The organism is Streptomyces sp. NPDC051662, assembly GCF_040681655.1.
GTDB lineage: Bacteria > Actinomycetota > Actinomycetes > Streptomycetales > Streptomycetaceae > Streptomyces.
Genome location: NZ_JBFAZD010000009.1, coordinates 244,427 through 263,353 on the forward strand (window position 1 = coordinate 244,427; position 18,927 = coordinate 263,353).

General features: G+C 71.4%; 15 protein-coding genes. 6 read left to right on the forward strand and 9 right to left on the reverse strand.

Features of this window, described 5'->3' with window-relative positions; translation table 11 throughout:
• Positions 1 to 231 precede the first annotated feature (231 nt).
• The 5 genes from AB0M67_RS17670 to ffh all read left to right on the forward strand — a co-directional run bounded on the left by AB0M67_RS17670 (position 232) and on the right by ffh (position 7,864).
• On the forward strand, positions 232 to 1,713 hold the full coding sequence (locus AB0M67_RS17670; protein WP_365746292.1) for a hypothetical protein: 1,482 nt from the start codon (positions 232 to 234) through the stop codon (positions 1,711 to 1,713).
• Positions 1,714 to 2,055: 342 nt separating this feature from the next.
• Positions 2,056 to 3,348, forward strand: a complete 1,293-nt coding sequence (locus AB0M67_RS17675; RefSeq protein WP_365746294.1) for an ammonium transporter — start codon at positions 2,056 to 2,058, stop codon at positions 3,346 to 3,348.
• Positions 3,345 to 3,683, forward strand: a complete 339-nt coding sequence (locus AB0M67_RS17680; protein WP_030351756.1) for a P-II family nitrogen regulator — start codon at positions 3,345 to 3,347, stop codon at positions 3,681 to 3,683. Before AB0M67_RS17675 ends, AB0M67_RS17680 begins: the two co-directional genes overlap by 4 nt.
• A gap of 16 nt (positions 3,684 to 3,699) precedes the next feature.
• On the forward strand, positions 3,700 to 6,168 hold the full coding sequence (locus AB0M67_RS17685; RefSeq protein WP_365746296.1) for a [protein-PII] uridylyltransferase: 2,469 nt from the start codon (positions 3,700 to 3,702) through the stop codon (positions 6,166 to 6,168).
• A gap of 157 nt (positions 6,169 to 6,325) precedes the next feature.
• On the forward strand, positions 6,326 to 7,864 hold the full coding sequence (gene ffh / locus AB0M67_RS17690) for a signal recognition particle protein (RefSeq protein WP_365746298.1): 1,539 nt from the start codon (positions 6,326 to 6,328) through the stop codon (positions 7,862 to 7,864).
• Between the two features lie 512 nt (positions 7,865 to 8,376).
• Here the strand turns inward: ffh and AB0M67_RS17695 are convergent.
• The 9 genes from AB0M67_RS17695 to AB0M67_RS17735 all read right to left on the reverse strand — a co-directional run bounded on the left by AB0M67_RS17695 (position 8,377) and on the right by AB0M67_RS17735 (position 17,149).
• The gene (locus AB0M67_RS17695; protein ID WP_365746299.1) at positions 8,377 to 9,585 is read right to left on the reverse strand and encodes a phosphopentomutase; all 1,209 of its coding nucleotides are present in this window, start codon (positions 9,583 to 9,585) and stop codon (positions 8,377 to 8,379) included.
• A 12-nt stretch (positions 9,586 to 9,597) separates the two neighbouring features.
• Positions 9,598 to 10,758, reverse strand: a complete 1,161-nt coding sequence (locus AB0M67_RS17700; RefSeq protein WP_365746301.1) for an alanine racemase — start codon at positions 10,756 to 10,758, stop codon at positions 9,598 to 9,600.
• A gap of 2 nt (positions 10,759 to 10,760) precedes the next feature.
• The gene (locus AB0M67_RS17705) at positions 10,761 to 11,861 is read right to left on the reverse strand and encodes an aminotransferase class V-fold PLP-dependent enzyme (RefSeq protein WP_365746303.1); all 1,101 of its coding nucleotides are present in this window, start codon (positions 11,859 to 11,861) and stop codon (positions 10,761 to 10,763) included.
• Between the two features lies 1 nt (position 11,862).
• Complete coding sequence (locus tag AB0M67_RS17710; protein ID WP_365746305.1) at positions 11,863 to 12,834, reverse strand: phosphotriesterase; 972 nt, start codon at positions 12,832 to 12,834, stop codon at positions 11,863 to 11,865.
• A gap of 57 nt (positions 12,835 to 12,891) precedes the next feature.
• Entirely contained in the window at positions 12,892 to 14,259 is a 1,368-nt protein-coding gene (locus AB0M67_RS17715; protein ID WP_365746307.1) for a YhfT family protein, read from the reverse strand.
• A 34-nt stretch (positions 14,260 to 14,293) separates the two neighbouring features.
• Positions 14,294 to 14,650 (reverse strand): DUF2620 domain-containing protein, encoded by a 357-nt coding sequence (locus AB0M67_RS17720; protein ID WP_365746309.1) that lies wholly within the window; start codon positions 14,648 to 14,650, stop codon positions 14,294 to 14,296.
• Between the two features lie 34 nt (positions 14,651 to 14,684).
• On the reverse strand, positions 14,685 to 15,071 hold the full coding sequence (locus AB0M67_RS17725) for a PRD domain-containing protein (RefSeq protein WP_365746310.1): 387 nt from the start codon (positions 15,069 to 15,071) through the stop codon (positions 14,685 to 14,687).
• Between the two features lie 130 nt (positions 15,072 to 15,201).
• Entirely contained in the window at positions 15,202 to 16,140 is a 939-nt protein-coding gene (gene yhfZ, locus AB0M67_RS17730) for a GntR family transcriptional regulator YhfZ (protein WP_365746311.1), read from the reverse strand.
• Between the two features lie 67 nt (positions 16,141 to 16,207).
• Positions 16,208 to 17,149 (reverse strand): methyltransferase domain-containing protein, encoded by a 942-nt coding sequence (locus AB0M67_RS17735; RefSeq protein WP_365746313.1) that lies wholly within the window; start codon positions 17,147 to 17,149, stop codon positions 16,208 to 16,210.
• A gap of 204 nt (positions 17,150 to 17,353) precedes the next feature.
• Here AB0M67_RS17735 and proS point away from each other — a divergent pair, with 204 nt between their 5' ends.
• Complete coding sequence (gene proS / locus AB0M67_RS17740) at positions 17,354 to 18,769, forward strand: proline--tRNA ligase (protein ID WP_365746315.1); 1,416 nt, start codon at positions 17,354 to 17,356, stop codon at positions 18,767 to 18,769.
• Positions 18,770 to 18,927: the final 158 nt, after the last annotated feature.

The window sequence follows — 18,927 nt, forward strand, 5'->3', positions numbered from 1 at the left end:
TTCATTCGAAGGGGTGGCGAATGGTGGCGATTGTGGAATCACCCTCGCTGGGGCAGTGATCGTAGGATTACTTTCAGTACACGAACTCGGGGTAAGACACTCCCGCGGGTATGCCAAGGGCAACTCGGTTTCCTGTTCGAAGGGGGGCAACGGGCGGACAGGCACCCCGTGCTCACGGCATTCTGATAGCGGTTCGCGCGACAAGTGGCTTCAGCGGATGGGGGCGTTCCAGTGGGCGGCAGCGGCGCAGGCGGTACGAATACCGGCAAGCGCCCGAATGGGCAACTCGGCTCGTGGTTCCTGCGCAGTGGCTGGTCGAAGGGCGAACTGGCGCGGCAGGTCAACCGCAGGGCACGTCAGATGGGCGCGCATCACATCAGCACGGACACATCGCGGGTGCGCCGCTGGCTCGACGGCGAGCAGCCCCGCGAGCCGATCCCGCGCATCCTCGCCGAGCTGTTCTCCGAGCGCTTCGGCGCCGTCGTGGCCGTGGAGGAGCTGGGGCTGCGCTCCGCGCATCAGTCGCCCTCGGTGTCCGGGGTCGATCTGCCCTGGGCAGGCCCCCAGACCGTCGCGCTGATCAGTGAGTTCTCCCGCAGCGATCTGATGCTGGCGCGGCGCGGCTTCCTCGGCACCTCACTGGCGCTGGCCGCGGGGCCCGCGCTGGTGGAGCCCATGCAGCGCTGGCTGGTGCCCACCTCGGCGGGCGGCCAGGAGCAGCCCGCCGAGGAGCCCGTCGCCACCCCGTCCCGCGCCAACCGGCTCTCCGGGCCCGAGCTGGATCTGCTGGAGTCGACCACCGCGATGTTCCGGCTCTGGGACGCGCAGTGCGGCGGCGGACTCCGGCGCAAGGCCGTCGTCGGCCAACTCCACGAGGTCACCGACCTGCTCCAGGAGCCCCAGCCCGAGGCCACCTCGCGGCGGCTCTTCCGGTGCGCGGCCGAACTGGCCGAGCTGGCCGGCTGGATGAGTTACGACGTCGGCCTCCAGCCCAATGCCCAGAAGTACTTCGTCCTCGCCCTGCACGCCGCCAAGGAGGCCGGGGACAAGCCGCTCGGCTCGTACATCCTCTCGTCCATGAGCCGCCAGATGATCCATCTCGGCCGGCCCGACGACGCGCTGGAGCTGATCCATCTCGCGCAGTACGGCAGCCGGGACTGCGCCACCCCCCGGACCCAGGCCATGCTGTATGCGATGGAGGCGCGCGCGTACGCCAACATGGGCCAGCCGAGCAAGACGAAGCGGGCCGTCAGGATGGCCGAGGACACCTTCTCCGACGCCGGGGTCGACGGCGAGGTCGAGCCCGACTGGATCCGTTTCTTCTCCGAGGCCGAGCTCAACGGCGAGAACGCCCACTCGTACCGCGACCTCGCCTATGTCGCCGGCCGCAGCCCCACCTACGCCTCCCTCGCCGAACCGGTCATGCGGCGCGCCGTCGACCTGTTCGCCGAGGACACCGACCACCAGCGGTCGTATGCGCTGAACCTGATCGGTCTGGCCACCGTCCATCTGCTCAAGAAGGAGCCCGAGCAGTCCACGGCCCTTGCCGAGAAGGCCCTGCGGGTGGCGGAGAGCGTGCGTTCCGAGCGGGTCAACACCCGGCTGCGCAAGACGCTCGACACCGCCGCCAGGGACTTCGGCGATGTCGACGGCGTGGTCGATCTCACCGAGCGGCTCACCGCCCAGCTGCCCGAGTCCGCGGAGGCCGTCTGAGCGACTGGACGCACCCCGGCCGCCCGGCCGGACCCGCCCACCGCCCCGCCGAAAGCTCCGGCCGCGGCAGTCACCCCGTACAGCCCGACACGGCTCCCCCGCCGCCAGGACACAGGGTGACCGCCGCGGCCGGTTTCCGATGTCCGCAGAGGGTATCCACGGGCGGCCGCCGAGATCCGTCGGTTCATCGGCACGTAACACACAGGACGTCTTCGTCACTGCCGCGAAACATCGTGCGGCATTGGCCGAAACCGCGCTGCGCCAATCTCCTCAGCACAGTCGGCCCACACCTAGCTTGAGCATCCGCACGGGGCCGTTCCCACCCACGAGGAGACGCTGGCCTTGAATGGCGCAGATACCGCATTCGTATTGATCAGTGCCGCGCTCGTCATGCTGATGACGCCCGGCCTGGCATTCTTCTACGGCGGCATGGTGCGGGTGAAGAGCGCCCTCAACATGCTCATGATGTCCTTGATCTCGCTGGGGATCGTCAGCGTGCTCTGGGTGCTCTACGGGTACTCGCTGACCTTCGGTGATGACATCGGCGCCGGTCTGCTGGGCAACTTCGACCACATCGGCCTCAAGGGCATCACGGTCGACACCCTGACCGGGGGCGAGGAAGGCATTCCGGTCTTCGCCTTCGCCCTCTTCCAGCTGATGTTCGCCATCCTGACCCCCGCGCTGATGAGCGGGGCGCTCGCGGACCGTGTGAAGTTCAGCGCCTGGGCGCTGTTCATCGCGCTCTGGGTCTCCGTCGTGTACTTCCCGATCGCGCACTGGGTCTGGCAGTCCGACGGCTGGCTCTTCAAGCTCGGGGTGATCGACTTCGCCGGTGGTACGGCGGTGCATATCAACGCGGGTGTCGGAGCGCTCGCCGCGGTCCTTGTCGTCGGCAAGCGGATCGGCTTCAAGAAGGACCCGATGCGGCCGCACAGCCTGCCGCTCGTTGTCCTCGGCGCCGCGCTGCTGTGGTTCGGCTGGTTCGGCTTCAACGCCGGATCGGCGCTGGCCGCCAATGGCACCGCCGCCCTCATGGCCTTCAACACGCAGATCGCCACCGGCGCCGCGATGCTCGGCTGGCTGATCTACGAGCGCGTCAGGCACGGCGCGTTCACCACGCTGGGCGCCGCCTCCGGCGCCGTCGCGGGCCTTGTCGCGATCACCCCCTCCGGCGCGGCCGTCAACCCCTTCGGCGCCCTGCTCATCGGTGTCGTCGCCGGCGCGGTCTGCTCCTGGGCCGTCAGCCTCAAGTTCAAGCTGGGCTACGACGACTCCCTCGACGTGGTCGGCGTCCACCTCGTCGGCGGTGTCATCGGCACCCTGCTCGTGGGTGTCCTCGCCACCGGTGGCGTCGGCGGACTCTCGCAGCTGGGCAAGCAGGCCGTCGGCGCCTTCGCGGTGATGGCCTACTCCTTCGTGGTCTCCTGGATCCTCGCCAAGATCGTCGATGTCACCATCGGCTTCCGGGCCTCCGAGGACGACGAGACGAGCGGCGTCGACATGGCGTACCACGCCGAGTCCGCCTACGACTTCAGCGCGGTCGGGGGTTCGCCCTCGGGCCGTAGTAGCGTCGCCGCCGCCAGCCAGGACGAGACCCTCGCCACCGCGGCGAAGACCAAGAAGGTGGACGCATGAAGCTCATCACCGCAGTCGTGAAGCCACACCGGCTGGACGAGATCAAGGAGGCCCTGCAGGCCTTCGGCGTCCAGGGGCTCACGGTCACGGAGGCCAGTGGCTACGGCCGCCAGCGCGGCCACACCGAGGTCTACCGCGGTGCCGAGTACACCGTCGACCTCGTACCGAAGATCCGCATCGAGGTACTGGTCGAGGACGGCGACGCCGAACAGCTCATCGATGTGGTGGTCAAGGCCGCCCGCACCGGCAAGATCGGTGACGGGAAGGTATGGAGCGTGCCGGTCGACACGGCGGTCCGGGTACGGACCGGCGAGCGCGGCCCGGACGCACTCTAGAGACGGGAACGACTGGGTGACGAGCCTCGAAGAGACGACCGAACAGGCAGACTCGGGACCCAGCGGCTACGCGGCGGCCCGGCTGCGCCTCCTCCAGGAGAAGGCGCGGTCCGGGCCGCCGCGCCGTGCCGCCCTGGCCAGACTGACCGACGGCTGGCTGAACGCGCTGTTCACCACCGCCGCCCTGGAGGCCGGGGTGCGCGGCGCCGCGCTCGTCGCCGTCGGCGGCTACGGCCGCGGCGAACTCTCCCCGCGCAGCGACCTCGATCTGCTGCTCCTGCACGACGGCAGATCCGGCCCCGCCGCGATCGCCGCGCTCGCCGACCGCGTCTGGTACCCGGTGTGGGACCTCGGGCTCGCCCTCGACCACTCCGTACGCACCCCGGCCGAGGCGCGCAAGACCGCCGCCGAGGACCTGAAGGCGCAGCTCGGACTCCTCGACGCCCGGCATGTCGCCGGGGATCTGGGCCTGGTCAGCGGCGTACGCACCGCGATCCTCGCCGACTGGCGCAACAGCGCCCCCAAACGCCTTCCCGAACTGGACGAACTCTGCCGGGAGCGCGCCGAGCGCCAGGGCGAGCTCCAGTTCCTGCTGGAACCCGACCTCAAGGAAGCCAGGGGCGGACTGCGCGACGCCACCGCGCTGCGCGCCGTCGCCGCCTCCTGGCTCGCCGACGCGCCCCGCGAAGGGCTCTACGACGCCCGGCGCCGGCTCCTCGACGCCCGTGACGCCCTGCATCTGACCACCGGCCGCGCCACCGACCGGCTCGCCCTCCAGGAACAGGACCCGGTCGCCGCGGAACTCGGCCTGCTCGACGCCGACGCGCTGCTGCGGCAGGTGTACGAGGCGGGGCGCACCGTCTCGTACGCCTCCGACGTCACCTGGCGCGAGGTCAACCGCGTACTGCGCTCCCGGGCCGTGCGCCCCCGGCTGCGGGCCATGCTCGGCGGCAAGCCCGCCCAGGACCGCAGCCCGCTCGCCGAAAGCGTGGTCGAGCAGGACGGCGAGGTCGTCCTCGCCCGTACCGCCCGCCCCGAGCGCGATCTCGTCCTGCCCCTGCGGGCCGCCGCTGCCGCCGCCCAGGCCGGTCTGCCGATCTCGCTGCACGCCGTGCGCCGGCTGGCCGCCGCCTCGAAGCCGCTGCCGGTGCCCTGGCCCGCCGAGGCCCGCCAGGAACTGATCACCCTGCTCGGCGCCGGTGAGTCGACCGTCCCCGTCTGGGAGGCGCTGGAGGCCGAGGGCCTGATCACCCAGTTCCTGCCCGACTGGGAGCGGGTCCGCTGCCGGCCCCAGCGCAACCCCGTACACACCTGGACCGTCGACCGCCATCTCGTGGAGACCGCCGTCCAGGCCTCCTCGCTGACCCGCCGCGTGGGCCGTCCCGACCTGCTGCTGATCTGCGCCCTGCTGCACGACATCGGCAAGGGCTGGCCGGGCGACCACTCCGTGGCCGGTGAGGTCATCGCCCGCGACGTCGCCGCCCGGATCGGCTTCGATCGCGAGGACATGGACGTCATCGCCACGGTCGTACGCCACCATCTGCTGCTCATCGACACCGCGACCCGGCGCGACCTGGACGACCCCGCGACCGTCAGCGCCGTCGCCGGCCGGGTCGGCTCACTCGCCACCCTGGAACTGCTGCACGCGCTCACCGAGGCCGACGCGCTCGCCACCGGACCGGCGGCCTGGTCGTCCTGGCGCGCCTCGCTCGTCAACGATCTCGTCGCCCGCGTGGCCGCCGTCCTCGCGGGCGACGCCGTCGCCGAACCGGAACCCGCCGCGCCCAGCGCCGAGCAGGAACGGCTGGCAGTCGAGGCACTGCGCACCGGCGGTCCCGTACTGGCGCTGCACGCCCAGACCGAGGCCCCGCAGGACGACGGCGAACCCGAACCCGTCGGTGTCGAACTGCTCATCGCCCTGCCCGACCAGCCGGGAGTGCTGCCTGCCGCGGCCGGGGTGCTCGCCCTGCACCGGCTGACCGTACGCGCGGCCGATCTGCGCGCCGTCGAGCTGCCCGCGGAACTGGGCAAGGGCACCGGACAGGGGAGGAAGACCACCGAGGTCCTGCTGCTGAGCTGGCGGGTGGCCGCGGAGTACGGCTCCCTGCCGCAGGCCGCCCGGCTCCGCGCCGATCTCGTACGGGCCCTCGACGGCTCGCTCGACATCCCCTCCAGGCTCGCCGAGCGGGAGGCCGCGTATCCGCGCCGCCGGGGCGTCACCGCCCCGCCGCCCCGCGTGACCGTCGCGCCGACCGCCTCCCAGCTCGCGACGGTCATCGAGGTACGCGCCCAGGACGCACCGGGGCTGCTGCACCGCATCGGCCGTGCCCTGGAGGAGGCGAAGGTACGGGTGCGCAGCGCGCATGTGTCGACGCTGGGCGCGAACGCCGTCGACGCGTTCTATGTGACGAACGAGCGGGGCCGGCCGCTGCCCGAGAAGGCCGCCGCCGGGCTGGCCCACGCGGTGGAGGCCGCGCTGCGCTGACGGTGCGCCCCGTCCACGCTTCGTATGCCGCGGTTGTCCACAGGGCAGACCGCACCGCGCGCGGCCGGATACCCTGGGGGACGGTCTGTCCTGCACAGCGCGCAGCTGTCGGGGCCGGCCCCCTCATCCGCCCCCGACCTGAGGATTCGCGACCACCGTGTTCGACACTCTCTCCGACCGCCTCGCAGCCACATTCAAGAGCCTCCGGGGCAAAGGGCGCCTCAGCCCGGAGGACATCGACGCCACGGCCCGCGAGATCCGTATCGCCCTGCTCGAAGCCGACGTCGCGCTGCCCGTCGTCCGCGCCTTCATCGCCAAGGTCAAGGAGCGCGCGGCCGGCGCCGAGGTCTCCCAGGCGCTGAACCCGGCGCAGCAGGTCATCAAGATCGTCAACGATGAGCTCATCGGCATCCTCGGCGGCGAGACCCGCGTCCTGCGCTTCGCCAAGCAGCCGCCCACCGTGATCATGCTCGCCGGTCTCCAGGGCGCCGGTAAGACCACCCTCGCCGGAAAGCTCGGCCTCTGGCTCAAGGGCCAGGGCCACACCCCCCTGCTCGTCGCCTGTGACCTCCAGCGCCCCAACGCCGTCACGCAGCTCTCCGTGGTCGCCGACCGCGCGGGCGTCGCGGTGTACGCGCCCGAGCCGGGCAACGGGGTCGGCGACCCGGTCAAGGTCGCCAAGGACTCCATCGAGTACGCGAAGACCAAGCAGCACGACGTGGTGATCGTCGACACCGCGGGCCGCCTCGGTATCGACGAGGAGCTGATGAAGCAGGCCGCGGACATCCGCGACGCGGTCAGCCCGGACGAGGTCCTCTTCGTCGTCGACGCGATGATCGGTCAGGACGCGGTCAACACCGCGGAGGCGTTCCGCGACGGTGTCGGCTTCGACGGCGTGGTCCTCTCCAAGCTCGACGGCGACGCCCGCGGTGGCGCGGCCCTCTCCATCGCGCATGTCACCGGCAAGCAGATCATGTTCGCCTCGAACGGCGAGAAGCTGGACGAGTTCGACGCGTTCCACCCGGACCGTATGGCGTCCCGCATCCTCGACATGGGTGACCTGCTCACCCTGATCGAGCAGGCGGAGAAGACGTTCAGCCAGGCCGAGGCCGAGAAGATGGCCTCCAAGCTGGCGAGCAGCAAGGGCAAGGACTTCACGCTCGACGACTTCCTGGCGCAGATGGAGCAGGTCAGGAAGATGGGCAGCATCAGCAAGCTGCTCGGCATGCTCCCGGGCATGGGGCAGATCAAGGACCAGATCAACAACATCGACGAGAAGGACGTGGACCGCACCGCCGCGATCATCAAGTCGATGACCCCGGGGGAGCGTCAGGACCCGGTCATCATCAACGGCTCACGCCGGGCCCGGATCGCGCGGGGTTCGGGCGTCGAGGTCAGCGCCGTGAAGAACCTGGTGGAGCGGTTCTTCGACGCTCGCAAGATGATGTCGAAGATGGCGCAGGGCGGCGGGATGCCGGGGATGCCGGGCGTTCCGGGGATGGGCGGCGGGCCGGGCCGCGCGAAGAAGAAGACGAAGCAGGCGAAGGGGAAGCAGCGGTCGGGGAACCCGATGAAGCGCAAGGCGGAGGAGCAGGCGGCGCTGGCGCGCCGTGAGGAGGCGGCGAATGGCCTGCCGGCCGGGGGGCAGGACAAGTCGTTCGAACTCCCGGACGAGTTCAAGAAGTTCATGAGCTGACCCCCTGGGCGGTGCGCCGTCCGGCGAGGGTGCGGTGCGCCTCCGGCGGGGGTCGTGGCGGGGGGTGCGTTGTGGTGCCGGGGGCCGGGGCCTCCGGAGGTACATGTCCGGACGGCATGATTTACGGCGCGACCCTGCCCAGTCGATGGTTCGGGCGGTCGTGCGCCACAAATCACGCTTTAGTGTCCGGACACGCACCTCCTACGACCCCGACCCCCTCCCGCCGGTGGTCGCACTCGGCCTCGTGGTCGGCCGGGCCCGCTTGTGCGGGCGGTGAAGGGGGGCGCGCAGGGGTCGTGTCCGGGACGTAGAGCGTGATTTGTGGCGCGCGACCGCCCGAACCAACGACAGGGCAGCTGTGCGCCGTAAATCATGCAGTCCCGGGCGCGAGCCCGGAGGGCACCCCGGCGACAACCCGCACCCGGCCACGCACCCGCACCCCGCCGGAGGCGCACCGCACCCGGCCACGCACCCGCACCCCGCCGGAGGCGCACCGCACCGCACCACCGGGTTCAGCCCGAGACCACCTGGGCCCCGCGCACACAGTGCCGCAGCCACGCCCACGCATCCGCTCCCACCGACGCCAGCGTCCCCGCGTCCCGCGCCAGTTCCGGGCCCCCGCCGTCCGGGCTGTACGTCAGGACCGGGACGTATTCGCGCGTGTGGTACGCGTGGCCGATCGTCGGGTCGTTGCCGTGGTCGCCCGTCACCGTCAGCCGGTCGCCCGGCCCGGACAGCAGCCCGAGCAGCGCCGACAGGCCCGCGTCGGTCTGTTCCAGGATCCGGCCGTAGCGGTCGGTGTCCTGCTGGTGCCCGGCGAGGTCCGTCTCCTGGACGTTGGTGACGATGAGCCCGTCGCCGGGGGCGCGTACCGCCTCCAGCGTGTGCGCGAGGACATCCGCCGTCCCGACGGCCGGCCGTCGTACGGCGGCATCGCACGCCAGGATGTCCGCCGCCTTGCCGACCAGCGTCACCGGGATGCCCGCGCGGGCCGCCAGGTCCGGGAGTTGGCGGGTGTGGTCGATGTCCGCGCCCAGGTGCTGGACCTGGAGTCCGCCGTTGCGGTAGAAGCCGCTCGCCGGGGTGTCCAGACCGACCGTGCCGCCGTCCCCGTCGCGTACGTACGCACTGAGGGGGCCGTCCGCGTGGCCGCCGACCGCGATGACGCGGGCGACGGGCGCCACGGTCCGTACCGTACGGGCGATCGCGAGGATCCGGTCGAAGGGCAGGTCGTCCAGGCGGCCCGAGACGTTCCAGTTGATGCCCGGGTCGGCCTCCAGGTTGTCGTGGACGAGTATCGCGCCGTCGACGAGGAGCAGAGGCCGGCCGTCGAGTGGTTCGGCGCGGTGGCCGGCCGTGGACAGGGCCGAGATCACCTCGGGGAGGTGGTCGGCCAGCCGGGCCACGGTGACCCGGCTGAAGTCCGCGCCCATCATGGTCTGGTGGCCCGCGTACGTGTCCGCGCCCGGGTAGCCGAGTGCTGCGCGGCCCGCCGTCACCGGCAGCCGGGTGGACCGGGCCAGGTCGGGGTGGGGATGGACCATGCCGAGGCCCAGCTGTCCCAGCGCGGGCAGCCGCAGCGGGCGGCCCAGGGACGTGCGGCAGTGGTCCAGTACGTGCCCGCAGGTGTCGGCCGCGCTGTCGCCGGGCCGCAGCGCCCCCGCGTCCGGCATCGCGCCGATCCCGAATCCGTCGATGACGAGGATGACGGTCTTGCTCATGGCGGTGGCTCCTTACAGGGCCCGGCCCCGCGCGTCGTACAGGCCGGTCAGCCGGGGTTTCCCGGTGGAGAGGCCGGCGACGACCGCGACGGTCGAGCGGGTGACGAAGATCTGGGTGCGGAAGGCGAGTACGGCGGTGTCCCCGGCCCGCACCTCGCCGGAGGGGGGCGCGTCCAGCAGGCGGTAGTAGTCGATATTCTCGGCGGGGGCGCCCTGGACCGGAAGGCGCAGACCGGTGCGCGGCAGCAGAGCGGTGCGGATGCCGGCGCGGCCGTAGAACCCGCCGCCGTGGAGCGCGGGCCGGCCGTCCGCGAGGGTGTGGGCGACCTCGCTGACGTAGACGTAGGCGGGCCGTTCCGGCTGGCGCGGGTCGATGGCGTGGAGCGGGGTGGTACCGGTGAGGGAGTGGCCGGGCTCGCCGTGGGTGGCGCCCAGCTCGGCCAGCAGCGGCAGGGACGCCATGGAGGTGGCGCTGGGGGCGCTGAGCGCGACGGGGTGGTGGCCGCGGGCGGTGAGCAGTTCCCTTGCCTTGAGGGCGAGTTCGAAGTTGGGGGTGGGGGTCGGCAGGCCGGTGACCGGGTCGCACAGAACGCAGGGGAACGCGGTGACCCCCGCGATACGGATCGACGGCAGCTGTTCGGCGCCGGCCGCGAACTCGTCCAGCGCGTCGAGCGGTACGCCGCCTTCCTGGCCCGGATAGACGGAGCCGGGCACGCCTTCGAGGCGTACGAACACGTCCTGGACGAAGCCCAGTTCACCGGCGGCCTCCGAGACGGCCCGCGCGTTGGCGAGGTCGAAGACGGTCACCGCCTCGGGCCGCCAGGCCAGCATCTCGGGGAGGTCGCGGCGGGGGATCTGGACGAGATGGCCGAGGTTGCCCGCCCGTGCCCCGGCGGCGTGCAGGATGCGGGCCTCGGAGGGGTCGATCGCGGCGAACCGGGGGATGTGCCGGGCGACGGCCCGGATCAGCGCGGGGTTGCGGCCGAACTGTTTGACCACGAACCACAGCGAGATCCCGAGCCGCTCGGCCTCGGCCGCCAGCAGCGCGGCGTTGGCCTCGATGGCGTCCGCGTCCATGACGTATGTGTCGGGCGGGATGGCACCGGAGCGGTGCAGCGCGGTCGCCGTCTCGACGAGCGCGGGATTGCGGGAGAGGACGGTGTCCAGGAACACGATCAGCCCTTCAGGTCGTGCAGCGAACGGCGGAGGATCTCGATCACGAGATCGGCTCCGGCCCGCATGGGGTTGATCCGTACGGTCCAGTCGGCGAGTCCGGGTTCGTCGTCGAGTGACGAGCTGGACATCCGGTAGACGAGCGGGGCGATCTCGTAGCGGGAGTTGGAGCCCACGGGGTAGGGCGCGGCGCCGTGCCGCGCGGCGACGGCGGGCAGCTCACGGGCGACGGGGCGGTCGAGCCGTACCAGCAGACAGCGGTCCTGGGCGTTGGCGATCCGTACCTCGGCGACCCCTGGCACCTCGCCGGCGGTGAGCCGCTTCGCGATCTCCGCGCCCACCTGGGACTGGAGCGCCCACAGGACGGGGACATGGGTGAGGGCGCGCAGCGCGTCGAGCGCCTGGTGGCCCTGGACCTGGCCGCCGCCGGAGTAGTTGTCGGCGCGGAGGCGGCCGACGAGATCGCGGGCGCCGACGACCGCGCCGACGCCTTCGGGGCCGTGCAGCTTGAAGAGGGAGAAGCACGAGGCGTCCGCGCCCAGTTCCACCCCGGAGGCGGGTACGCGCATCACCGCGTAGTTGTCGTCGACGACCGTACGGACCCCGGCGGCGCGGCAGTCCGCGAGGACCTCGCCCGGATCGTAGGAGTCGGCGAGCCGCTGCCGGCTGTGCTGGACGTACGCCCAGGAGAACGCGCCGGACTCCAGGGCGCGCCGGAGCGCCGGGCGGTCGTTGAAGTCGGCCTCGGTGGTACGGACCCCGAGGCCGCGCAGGGTGACGGCGGTCGTCCGGTATACCGGGGCCCGGTGGATCAGCAGCGGGTCACCGGGGGAGACGGCCGCGCCGAGCGCGGCGCGGATCGCGCCCGTACCGGCGCCCTGGACGAGCGCCGCGTCCTCGGCGCCGAAGTAGTCGGCGAGTACGGCCTCGACGCGGGCGGTCGTACGGGGGCGGCCGAGCCCCGGTACGACACCGGCGTCCGCCTCGAAGAGCTGCGGTCCCTCGAAGTGCGCGGCGGTGCACTCCAGGAGCCGGAACTGCCGCCGGGCCGCGTCCTCCAGGGTGACGGTCGCCAGCGGGAAGGTCGGCGGGAGCACGGGCATCTCAGATCACCTCGGTGTCGGTGTCGGATTCGGCGGCGTTGTCCGGGTCGGCGCCCGTCAGGAAGCGCAGCGGGTTGCGCCGGGTCATCAGATCGATCAGGTCGTCGTCCACGCCCGCCGCGCGCGCCTTGGGCAGGAAGGACCGGAAGAGATGTCCGTACCCCTGGCCGCCCTCCGACTCCAGATAGCCGTGGCGCGAGATATCGCAGCTGAGCAGGGCGCGGTCCGCGTGACCGGCCTCCAGCAGGGCGAGCAGCAGCCGCAGCCGGGTGTCGTCGCTCTGGTAGGACTCCTTGCCGACGGTGTCGAAGGCGACATACGCGCCGCTCGCCGCCAGCTCGCGGTGGACGGCGGGATCGTCCAGCAGATCCTGGTGGCCGATGGAGATCCGGTGCGGCGCGAGGCCCGTACCGGTGAGCAGTTCGAGCTGGGCGAGTCCGCCCCGGCCGAGCTGGGCATGGGTCGCGACCGACAGACCGGTGGCGAGCGCCGCGTGCGCCGAGGCGAGCAGCGCGCGGCTCTCCGGCTCGCTGGGCCGGTCGCCATGGCTGCCGATCTCGCCGAGGACGCCGGGGCGGATCCCGGTGGAGTCGAGCCCGTCGGTGATCTCCCGGACCAGGGTCGCGGTGAGCCGGTCGACGGGCGTGCCGCCGATCTCGTCCCGGTGGAAGGGCTCGTAGTACCAGCCGGTGGCCGCGACCACCGCGACCCCGGACTCCTCGGCGATCCGGGCCAGGGCGCGCGGGTCGCGGCCCATGCCGCGGCAGGTCAGCTCGATGATCAGGGAGAGCCCGAACTCGGCGCGCAGGGCGGCCAGTTCGGAGGTGACCGCGCCCAGATGGCGCCCGGGGGCGAGGACGGCGGCGCCGTCGCCCGTGCGGTCGAGATCGACGACGAGATGTTCATGGGAGAGCGCCGGGCCGCGCACGGCGGAGACGGGCAGCGGCCCGGCGACGGTGGTGAGATGAGGCATGAGTGGGGGTGCCTTCCAAGCGGGTCTGTCCGCGGGTCTGTCCGGACCGTCGTGGGGTCAGCCCTTGAGGGGGGTGAACAGATCCAGCCAGTAGAGGATGTTGAGGAGAACGCCGCCGACGATGACCGCCGCGGGTGCCGCCGCCATCCGCACCACGGGTCTGCCCATCGCCTCGTTGAGGAGATAGAGCCCGCCGACGATGAGGATCGCGAGTCCGCCGCCCATGACATTGGCCGCGAGCAGTGAGCCGAAGAGGATCGCCAGTTGCAGGGTGTCGGTGATCGCGCTCCGCAGATGCTCGGAGGAGTCCCGTACGCTCGGCAGCTTGCCCAGGACCTTGCCGATGGAGGACAGGGCCAGCACTTCGAGGGCGAAGACCGCGGCGCCGACGACGGCCGCCAGGATCGGGTTCGGCATCAGATAGCCGATGGGGTAGACGAGCGTGAAACCGGCGATGCCGTACGCGCCGGAGGCGAGCGCGGTCGTCGCGATGAGCGGGATGAAGCCGAAGACCCGGTAGAAGTCGACCTGCGCGGCCTCGCTGTACTGCCCCTTGGCGATCAGGAAGCTGGTCGCCTCGCCGCCGCCGAAGATATGCATCTGCGCCAGCACACAGACTCCGGCGCCCAGCACCATGAACAGCGGCAGATACCGGCGCAGCCGCAGCGCGCTGGCGCTGAAGAGCGAGGCCATCGGATCGTCTCCGGCCGCCTCGGACTGTCCCGTACCCGAGGTCTCCTCGCCGGCCGCCAACGCGGCGGCCCGGTCCTCCTTGCGCTGGAGCAGGTCCTTCCGTACGGCGAAGCCGATGAGCAGCAGCACACCGGCCGCCATCGCCAGTGAACCGGCGAAGACATTGGGCCAGAGCTTCATCGTCATGATCACGAGCGCCAGTTCCAGCACGGCGGCCAGGCCACCGCGCAGCCGCCCGAACTGCTTGGTGATCGCGAGCACCGGGAAGAGCGTGAAGAGGAAGAGGATCGGCGTCGACATCTGCTGCATCGCCGTCAGGAAGTCGACGGGCAGATCGTGCGCCACGTCATTGGCCCCGTTGAGGCCGAAGACGACCACCGCGCCCCAGGCGCCGCCGAGCAGCGGCGCGAGCCACTTCCTCGGCGCGAGGATGCCCAGGATGTCGGTGGGGAGGAAGAGCAGCCAGGGGTTGAGTACACCGCTGGACAGCGCCATCGGGGCGCCGAGGCCGAAGATGAAGCCCGCCGAGAGGCCGAAGGAGACCGCGGTGGTGGCGCTCCGCTTCGCGCGTCCCTGGATGAAGTCGAGCATGAAGGGGCGTACGCCGTCGTTGAACACGGCCAGCGCCATATGCGAGATGAAGGCGGTCAGCGCGCACAGGGCTATGACAAAAAGCTTCTGCGTCAGCGAGAAGTCCAGACTGGTACTCGCTGCGAGGACGGTGCTGCTCACGGGGTCTCTCCTCCGGTCCCTGGCAGGTCTTCGGTCAGCCGCGCGCGGCGATGGCGCGGGCCATGATCGGGGCGATCACGTCGATCTGGTCGATGGCGAAGCCGAAGACCTTCTTGCCGTCCGCCAGCAGCGCGGCGACCTCGTCCTCGGTGGGGACATGGCGGCCGAAGGTGTGGCAGAGGGGCCGGCCGAGGAGGCCGACCAGGATGCCGAGGGAGGCGCCTGCGCCGGTGTGACAGGTGCCGAGGTAGTAATCGGCCTGTCCGGCGCGGAGCTTCATCGCGGCGTCCATGTCGTTGGAGACCGTGATCTCCAGGCCGTCGAGGCCGAGTCCGGAGACGGTGTTCGCGACCTCGGTCTTGCCGACGCCGCCGGTGAGGATCTTCGTCATGGCTGGGTCCTTCGCGCTACGAGTGGGGTGCTGTCTACGAGTGGGGTGCGGCGGGGGAGTTCTGGGCCAGTACGGCGAGATGCAGGCCCAGGAAGTTGATCTCGGAGTCGGGAAGCGGAGCGCCCAACTTCCGTTCGGCGCGTACGGAGACCGCGCGGGCCCGGGCCACGGCCTCGGGATGTCCGGCCAGTTCGGCCGCCACCTGCTCGTCGGTCCTGAACTCCTCGATCGGCGCGCCGTCGAGCAGCCGGTTGAGGGCCATCATCAGATGGCTGGTGAGCATGCCCGCCGTGGCCTCGGTGACGGTATGGCCCTCGGCGGCCAGGGCGGCCAGCTCCTCGGTCACGAACGCGGCGACCTCGGGCCTGACCTGGCCGCTCTCGCGGAACAGCTGGACGCGGAGGGCGAGCTGGTCGTCCATGGTTGTCCTTTCCTTCGATTCCTTGGGGGCCGAATCCTCGGGCGACGCGATCGAACAGTAACCAGGATTCTGTATTTTCCGCCTACGCGTGGGCTCCCGGGGTGTCCTTTCGCGCGGGCGGGCCGGGCGGTCAGTACGAGGGCGTGCGCTCACCACGCAACACCTCGGCCTGGAGGGTGGTGATCACCGACAGATCGAGGGACTCCCGTACGGCGCCGAGCGCCTTCGCTCCCTCCGTCCTGCCGATGATCGCCGCTCTGGAGTTGCGCAGTGACAGATCGCGGGTGACCTCGTCACCGAGCGGCAGGACGTCCACGCTCATACCGAGCAGCCCCTGCACCTCATCGAGGTTCCAGACGGTGGCGTCCGCCCGATTGTGTTCGAACAGCTCGCGCAACTGCATGTACGAGGCCTCGATCCACTCGATGTCCGAGCGCCCGGCGAACGCGCGCTCGGCGAGCATCCGCTGGTCCTCGGAGGCGTGGTCGATGGCGACGCGCAGCCCCGGGGTCTCCGGGTCCGAGCCGCGCCGTACCAGCAGTCCGTGCGCCCCGACGTAGGTGGCCGGGCCCAGATCCGCGACCAGCTCGACCGGATGGTCCTCGATCAGCCGGTCGGCGGCGAAGCGCGAGAGGACGACGAGATCGACCTTGCCTTCGAGGAGTGCGGTCGTACGGGCGCCGGCTCCTCGCATGAAGGTGATCGCGAACGGCGCGCCGGCCTCCTCGAAGGCGGAGCGCAGCCCCGTCGCCAGCCCCTCGTACCGACGGGAGTACGGCAGCGGCATCGCGGCGAGGAGCGTGCCGAGCCCGGAGAGCCGCCACAGTATGGAGCGGTCCGAGCGGACGAGGAAGGTGCCGAGATGGCCCCTGGCTGTCGTCTCGATCGCCTCGGCGTTCTCCAGCAGCTGGAGCGCGGCCTGGACGGTGCCGTTCCCGACGCCCAGCTCCACGGCGAAGTCCCGCACGCGCGGCAGCCGGGTCTCCGGCTCGTGGTTCAGCAGGAGAACCGCCAGCTGCCGGGCCGCGAGGCCGTTGCGGGTCAGGAAACGCTCGTCGAAGCCAGTCACGGATGAGACAGTAAACAGAATTCTGGATACTGTCCAGAGTCTCGTACCCGTCCGTTAGGGGCGGCCCTCAGGGCGTACGGGCGATCAGATACCGGAAGACATTCGGCATCCAGACCGTGCCGTCACGGCGCAGATGCGGATGGAGCGCCTCGCCGATCTCCTTCTCCACCAGCCGTCTGTTCGTCGTCCGGATCGCACCGTCGAACACCCCCGTCGACAACAGGCCCCGGACGGCGCTCTCCTGGTCCGCGTATCCGAACGGGCAGGCCACCCGCCCCGAACCGTCCGGCTTCAGACCGGCCCGCGCCGCGATCTCCTCCAGATCGTCGCGGTGCCCCCGCCGCCGGGCGTCCTCGCGGGGGCGCTCGCTCAGCCGGCCCGCCACCCGCAGCACCCCGTCCGTGGCGCAGCGCTCCGGCGGACCCCAGCCCGCGAGGACCACGGGTGTGCCGCGCCGGGCCAGTGGTATCGCCTCGTCGAGCGCCGGCCCGAGCCCCTTCGCGTCGCCCGCCACGGAGCCGATCGGCTGAAAGGCGGTGATCAGGTCGTACGGTGAACGGCCGGGCCCCGGCGCGGCGTCCGCCATCCGGTCCACCGGCAGCAGCGTGCCCGCGTCGGCCCCTCGGTCCGCCCGGCCGTCCCGCTCCCGGCCGTCCCGCTCCCGGCCGTCCCGCTCCCGGCCGTCCCGCTCCCGGCCGTCCCGCTCCCGGTCGGCGCGCAGCCGCTCGCGGGCCAGCGCCAGCCGCGCGGTGTCGGAGTCGACACCGGTCACCCGCGCACCCCGCGCGGTCGCGAGCAGCAGGGCGAGCCCCGAACCGCAGCCGAGGCCGAGCACCCGGGTCCCGTCGCGGACCTCCAGCCGCTCGTACACCGCTTCGTAGAGCGGCACCAGCATCCGTTCCTGGATCTCGGCCCAGTCACGGGCACGCGCGCCCGCGTCCGGGAGAACCGCCGGTGCTGTGCCCGTGTGCGCGAACCGCTGGTGGTGCCGGCCGAGCGTACGTGTCATGGATAGCGCCCCAATCCGCCAAGAGGTCGGTCGTGCCCTGATGGACAGCCCCCCGTGTGCGTGTGCGCGTTCTTCCCCCGTATGCCAGAGAACTCCGCATCCGTGCCCGCGTCCAGTGGGCGGCGGGCAAAGCGTGTATGCCCCGGGCGTGCGCCCCCGCGCGGATGGCCGGTTCTTTTCGCCCGAACCCGTACGATGCGCGCCATGGCGAAGGCACCTGTTCTCACGCCCCGGGCGGACGACTTCCCGCGCTGGTACCAGGATCTGATCAACAAGGCCGAACTGGCCGACAACGGGCCGGTGCGCGGCACGATGGTGATGAGGCCATACGGGTACGGTCTGTGGGAACGGATGCAGCAGGAGCTGGATACCCGTATCAAGGCCGCCGGCGCCTCGAACGCGTACTTCCCGCTCTTCATCCCGCAGTCGTATCTGACCCGGGAGGCGGCGCACGTCGAGGGCTTCGCGCCCGAACTGGCGGTGGTCACCCACGGCGGCGGCAAGGACCTGGAGGAGCCGGTCGTCGTACGGCCCACCTCCGAGACGATCGTCAACGAGTACTTCGCCAAGTGGGTGCGCAGCTACCGCGATCTGCCGCTGCTGATCAACCAGTGGGCCAATGTCGTCCGCTGGGAGATGCGCCCCCGCGTCTTCCTGCGCACCACCGAATTCCTCTGGCAGGAGGGCCACACCGCCCACGCCACCTACGAGGACGCCAGGGACTACGCCGCGCACATCCACCGGAACGTCTACGCGGACTTCATGACCGAGATCCTCGGGATCGATGTCGTCCTGGGCCGCAAGACCGCGCGTGAGCGCTTCGCCGGGGCCGTCAACACCCTGACGCTCGAAGGGATGATGGGCGACGGCAAGGCCCTCCAGCTGGGCACGAGCCATGAGTTGGGACAGAACTTCGCGCGGGCCTTCCACATCCGGTATCTGTCCAAGGAGGGCACCGAGGAGCTGGTCTGGCAGACCTCCTGGGGCGCCTCGACCCGGATGGTCGGCGGACTGATCATGTCGCACGGCGACGACGACGGGCTGCGCGTGCCGCCCCGCCTCGCCGCCGTACAGGCCGTCGTGCTGGCCATCAAGGACGACGAGCAGGTCCTGGCCGCCGTCCGTGAGACCGCCGACCGGCTCCGGCTCGCCGGCGTCCGGGTCCGGATCGACGACCGCACGGACATCCCCTTCGGCCGCCGGGCCGTCGACTGGGAGCTGAAGGGCGTGCCCGTACGGATCGAGATCGGCCCGCGCGACCTGGAGAACGGCACCGCGATGCTCGTACGCCGGATCCCCGGCGGCAAGGAGCCGGTGGCCGTCGAGGCCCTCGCCGGGCTGCTGCCCACGGTCCTGGAGGACGACCAGGCGCTGCTGTTGACGGAGTCCAGGGCGCGCCGCGAGGCCCGTACCGCCGAGGTCTCCACCGTCGAGGAGGCCGCCGAGGCCGCCGCCGCGGGCGGTTGGGCACGTATCCCCTGGGCGACGCTGGGTGCCAGGGGAGAGGCGGCTCTCGCCGAGCTCGGGGTCTCCGTACGGTGTCTGGTCGCCGAGGACGGGGCGGTGCCGGAAACGGATGATGCGGCGGGTAGTGTCGCCATTGTGGCCCGTGCGTATTGAGCGCATCCGTCACCAGGAGTCCAGCGAGTCCCCTGCGGAGTCGCCCCCGCGGCGGACTTCCTCTTCAAAGGGAAGCGCCGGTGTACGTAGATCGTCTACGCGTCGAAGCGTACGAGTCGCTACGTACCACCTTGGTAGGAGCTGTGAGGCTTCTCCGC